This window comes from Pseudonocardia lacus (genome assembly GCF_018531445.1).
GTDB classification, from domain to species: Bacteria; Actinomycetota; Actinomycetes; order Mycobacteriales; family Pseudonocardiaceae; genus Pseudonocardia; species Pseudonocardia lacus.
Map to the genome: position 1 here is coordinate 1 of NZ_JAHDTH010000331.1, position 5,242 is coordinate 5,242.

At 78.0% G+C, this 5,242-nt stretch carries 1 protein-coding gene; it reads left to right on the forward strand.

Annotated features, from left to right (window positions below; genetic code table 11):
• A partial coding sequence (locus KIK08_RS37100; protein WP_214407993.1) for a non-ribosomal peptide synthetase occupies positions 1-5,242 on the forward strand: 5,242 nt, incomplete at both ends.

The following is a 5,242-nucleotide window of genomic DNA, read 5'->3' on the forward strand; positions in this document are numbered from 1 at the left end:
GCCGGCACGGTGTTCGTGCCGGTCGACCCGGACTGGCCGCCCGCCCGCCGCGACCGGGTGCTGGCCGCCGCCGGCGCCGTCGCGGTGCTGACCGGGCCGGCGCGCCCGGCACTGCCCGATCGGCCGGTGCTGGTCGTCGACCTGGGCAACTGGGCCTTCGACGACGAGCGGGTGGTCGACGATCCTCCGCTGGAGGGGGCCCGGCTCGCCTACGTGATGTTCACCTCCGGGTCGACCGGGACGCCCAAGGGCGCGATGCTGCGCCACGACGCCATCGCCGAGCGGCTGGTGTGGCAGATCGGCCTGCTGGGCTTCGGTCCCGACGACGCCGCCCTGTTCAAGGCGCCCACCACGTTCGACATCTCGGTCAACGAGTTCCTGCTGCCGCTGGTGGCCGGGGGCGCGGTGGTGGTGGCCGCGCCGGGCACCGAGCGCGACCCGTCGGCGCTGCTGGAGCTGGTGCGCGTCGGCGGGGTCACCTTCACCTACCTGGTGCCGTCGATGCTCGACGCGATGCTGGCGCTGCCCGGTGCCGGCGAGGTCCTGCCCGCGGTGCGGCACGTCTGGTGCGGTGGTGAGGTGCTCACCCCGGAGCTGTTCGAGCGCTTCCGGGCGCTGAGCCGGGCCACGATGTACCACGGCTACGGGCCGGCGGAGACCACGATCGGCGTGTCGCACGTGGTGTACCGCGAGGGCGGGCGCCGGATGCGCACCTCGATCGGGCGGCCCAACCCGAACACCCGGCTGCACGTGCTCGACGGCTGGCTGCGCCCGGTCCCGCCGGGCATCGACGGCGAGCTCTACGTGGCCGGGTCGATGCTGGGCCGCGGCTACGTGGGCGACCCCGCCGGTACCGCGGCCCGGTTCGTCGCCGACCCGTTCGGCCCACCCGGCACCCGGCTCTACCGCACCGGCGACATCGTGCGCTGGGCCGGGGACGGGACCCTGGAGTTCGTCGGCCGCGCCGACAACCAGGTCAAGGTCGGCGGGATGCGGCTGGAGCTGGAGGAGGTCGAGGTCGCGCTGGCCGCGAGCCCGGCGGTGGCCGCCGCCGTGGCCAGCGCCCCGGCCGGCCCGACCGGGCAGCGCCGGCTCGTCGCGCACGTGGTGCTGCAGGCCGGGGCCACCGTCGCCGAGGTCGAGGACTGGGCGCGCTCGGCGCTGCCGGCCTACATGGTGCCGTCGGCGACTGTCGTGCTCGACGCGCTGCCGATGACGCCCAGCGGCAAGGTCGACCGGCGCGCGCTCCCCGAGCCGCGGCACACCGCGTCCGGGCGCGCGCCGGGCGCGCCGGTCGAGGAAATCCTGGCCGGGCTGGTCGCCGACCTGCTCGGCGTGCCCGCGGTGGGCGCCGACGACGACTTCTTCGCGGCCGGCGGCGACTCGCTGCTGGTCACCCGGCTGGTCGGGCGGGTGCGCGCCGCGCTGGACGCCGACCTGTCGATCCGGCAGGTCTTCGCCGCGCCGACGGTCGCCGGGATGGCCGCGGCGCTGGCCGGCGAGCGCCCGAAGCGGACCCGGCTCCAGCGGGGGGCTCCGGCCCGCGCCGGCGCGGTCATCGAGGCGCCGATGTCGCACGCCCAGCAGCGGCTGTGGTTCCTCGACCGGCTCGACGGCCCGGGCACGGCCTACACCATCCCGATCGCCTTCGACGTCGACGGCCCGCTGGACCTGGCCGCGCTGCGGCTGGCCTTCGCCGACGTGGTCGCCCGGCACGAACCGCTGCGCACCACGCTCGACGACCGCGACGGGACCGGTGTGCAGGTGGTCGCCCCGCCCAGCGGCGTGCCGATCGAGGTCGTCGACGTCGACCCGGCGCCGGAGGCCGTGCAGCGAGCGGTCGCCAGGGCCGCGGGGCGCGCGTTCGACTTGGCGGCGGAGCCGCCCCTGCGGATCACCGTGTTGCGGCTGTCCCCGGACCGCGCCGTACTGGTCGTGCTGCTGCACCACGTGGCCGCCGACGAGGGCTCGGTCGGCCCGCTGTTCACCGACCTCGCCGCGGCGTACCGGGCCCGCGCGGCGGGGCGCGAAGCCGCCCTGCCCCCGCCGCCGGTGCCCTACCGCGACTACGCGGTCTGGCAGCGCGCGGTCGTGGACGAGGCGGGCGAGGAGTTCCGGGCCGGGCTGGACTTCTGGCGGGCGGCGCTGCGCGACCTCCCGGCCGAGATGGCGCTGCCCACCTCGTTCCCGGTCCCCGCCGAGCGCAGCGGGGCCGGCGGCTACGTGCTCGAGCGGCTCCCGGAGGAGGTCGCCGTCGGCCTGCGCCGGCTGGCCCGGGCGAGCGCGGCGACCGGGTTCATGGTCGTGCACGCGGCGCTCGCGGCGCTGCTGGCCCGGTCGGGAGCCGGCCCGGACGTCGTCGTGGGCAGCCCGGTGTCGGGCCGCGACGACCCCGCCCTCGACGAGCTGGTCGGCTTCTTCGTCAACACCCTCGTGCTGCGGGCCGACGTCTCGGGCGACCCGACGTTCCGCGAGCTGCTCGCCCGCGTCCGGGCCGCCGACCTGGCCGCCTACGCCCACCAGGACGTGCCCTTCGACCGGGTCGTCGACGCCGTGGCCGCCGACCGCGGCACCGGGCGCTCGCCGCTGTTCCGGGTCCTGCTGGCCTACGAGCGCCCGCCCGCGCTCGCCCCGCAGCTGGGCGGGCTGGCCGTGACGCCGCGCCCGGTGCCGATCACCGCGGCGAAGTTCGACCTGACCGTCACGGTCACCGAGCAGCCGACGGGGGAGCTGGACCTGCGCGTCGAGTACGCCCGGGACCTGTTCGACGCCGACGCCGCGGCCGCGTTCGCCGGGCGGCTGGCCCGGCTGCTCGGCGCCGCGATCGCCGACCCCGACCGGCCCGTGCGCGCGCTGCCCGTGCTGCTGCCCGGTGAGGAGCCCGCCGTCGCCGCCGCCGCCATGGCGCAGCCGACGACCGTGCCGGCCCGGATCCGCGCGGTCGCCCGGCTGGTCCCGGACGCCGTTGCGGTCGAGGGCGGCGGCGGGGCGCTGACCTACGCGCGACTGCTGGCCCGGGCCGACGAGCTGGCCGGGCGGCTGCGCTCTGCCGGCGTCGGCCGCGGCGACGTCGTGGGGCTCGCGCTTCCACGCGACACCGGCCTGGTGGTCGCCGTGCTGGGCGTCTGGGCGGCGGGGGCGGCCTACCTGCCGCTGGACCCCGGCCACCCTCTGGAGCGCACCGCGTTCGTGCTCGCCGACGCCGCCCCGACCGTCGTGCTCACCACCCGGGCCCTGCAGGGCCGGCTGCCCGCGGCGGTGGACCGGGTCCTGGTGGACGCCGCCGCCCCCGAGGCGACCGGCCAGGTCGACGGCTGTGTTGATGCCGGGGCCGATGGTCGCGACGTCGCCTACGTCATCCACACCTCCGGGTCGACCGGCCGACCCAAGGGCGTCGTGGTCAGCCACGCCAACCTGGCCGCGTTCGCCGACTGGCTGGGCCCGGTGCTCGGACCCGACCAGCCCGACCGGGTCGTGCTCAGCACCTCGCTGAGCTTCGACGTCTCGCTGCTGGAACTGGTCGGCGCGCTGACCCGGGGCGCCCGGTTGAGCGTCGTCGAGGACGCCGGCGCGCTGGCTGGGCCCGGTGTCGCCGAGGGCGCGTTCGTCAGCACCGTGCCCAGCCTGATGACCGCGCTGCTCGACGGCGGCCACGACGTGCGCCCGGGCGTACTCGCCCTCGGCGGGGAGGCGATCCCCGCGGCGCTGCTGGACGGGGTCGGCGCCCTCGTCGGGGACCGCCCGGTCTGGAACTTCTACGGACCGACCGAAGCGACCGTGTACGCGACGGTGCACCGCGCCCGACCGGGCACGGGCTCGGGTCCGCTGGTGCCGATCGGGCTGCCGCGCGGCGCCACGACGGCGCACGTCCTGGACCGGTGGCTGGCCCCGGTGCCGCCGGACGTGCCCGGCGAGCTGTACCTGGGCGGGCCGCAGGTCGCCCAGGGCTACCTGGGGCGGCCGGGGCTGACCGCGACCCGCTTCGTCGCCGACCCGTTCGGGGTGCCCGGCGCGCGGCTCTACCGCACCGGCGACGTGGCGCTGCGCCGCCGCGACGGCACCCTGGAGTTCCTCGGCCGGGTCGACGACCAGGTCAAGGTGCGCGGGCACCGGATCGAGCCGGCCGAGGTCGAGCGCGTCCTGGAGCGCCACCCGGCCGTCGCGCGGGCGATCGTCGTGGCCCGCGCGGACGGACCCGGCGGGCTGCGGCTGGTCGGCTACATCGCCGGCCCGGCGGGCCGCGCCCCCGACGCCGACGCGCTCGCCGCGGTCCGGGACGCGGCCGCGGCGCTGCTGCCGGACTACATGGTGCCCGCGGTCATGGTCGGGCTCGACCGGATCCCGCTGTCGGCCAACGGCAAGGTCGACCGCGCGGCGCTGCCCGCCCCCGATGCAGCGGGCGCGCCCACCCCGCGGGCGGACCGGCAGCCCCGCACGGCCGCCGAGCGCGTCCTGGCCGGGATCGTCGCCGAGGTCGTCGGCGTGCCCGCGGTCGGCATCGACGACGACTTCTTCGCCCTCGGCGGGGACAGCATCCTGTCGATCCAGCTGGTCGGGCGGGCGCGGTCGGAGGGGCTGCAGTTGAGCCCGCGCGACGTGTTCACCCGGCGCACGGTGGCCGCGCTCGCCGCTGCGGCCGGTCCGCCGTCGGTGCGCCCCGGGGAGCCGGCGGCGTCCGCGGTGGGCACCGTGCCGCTGACGCCGATCATGCGCGAGCTGGTCGCGGCCGGCCCGGTCCCGGCCGCGTGTACGCAGCAGCTCGTCGTCGCCACGCCGGCGGGACTGACCCGGGAGGCGCTGGATGCGGCACTGGCCGCGCTCCTGGTCGCCCACGACGTGCTGCGCGCACGGCTCGTCGCCGATCGCGGCGAGCTCGACGTGCCGCCGCCCGCCGCCGGAGAGACGGTCCTGGAACGGATCGGTGCGGAGCCCGGTGACCTCGTCGCGGCGGTCGTCGAGGCGGCGACCCGGGCCCGCGACCGCATCGACCCGGCGGCCGGCCGGATGCTCGCCTGCGTCTGGCTGGACCGCGCCGGCGCCCCGGGACGCCTCGTGCTCGTGGCCCACCATCTGGTCGTCGACGCGGCCTCATGGCGGATCCTGGTCGACGACCTGGCCGCCGCGGTCGAGCGGGGCGCCCGCGTCGAGCGGGCGGGCACCTCCTTCCGCGGCTGGGCCCGCGCCCTGCCCGCCGCGGCCGCCGGACCGCGGGTGGTGGCCGGCCTCGACCACTGGCGCCGCG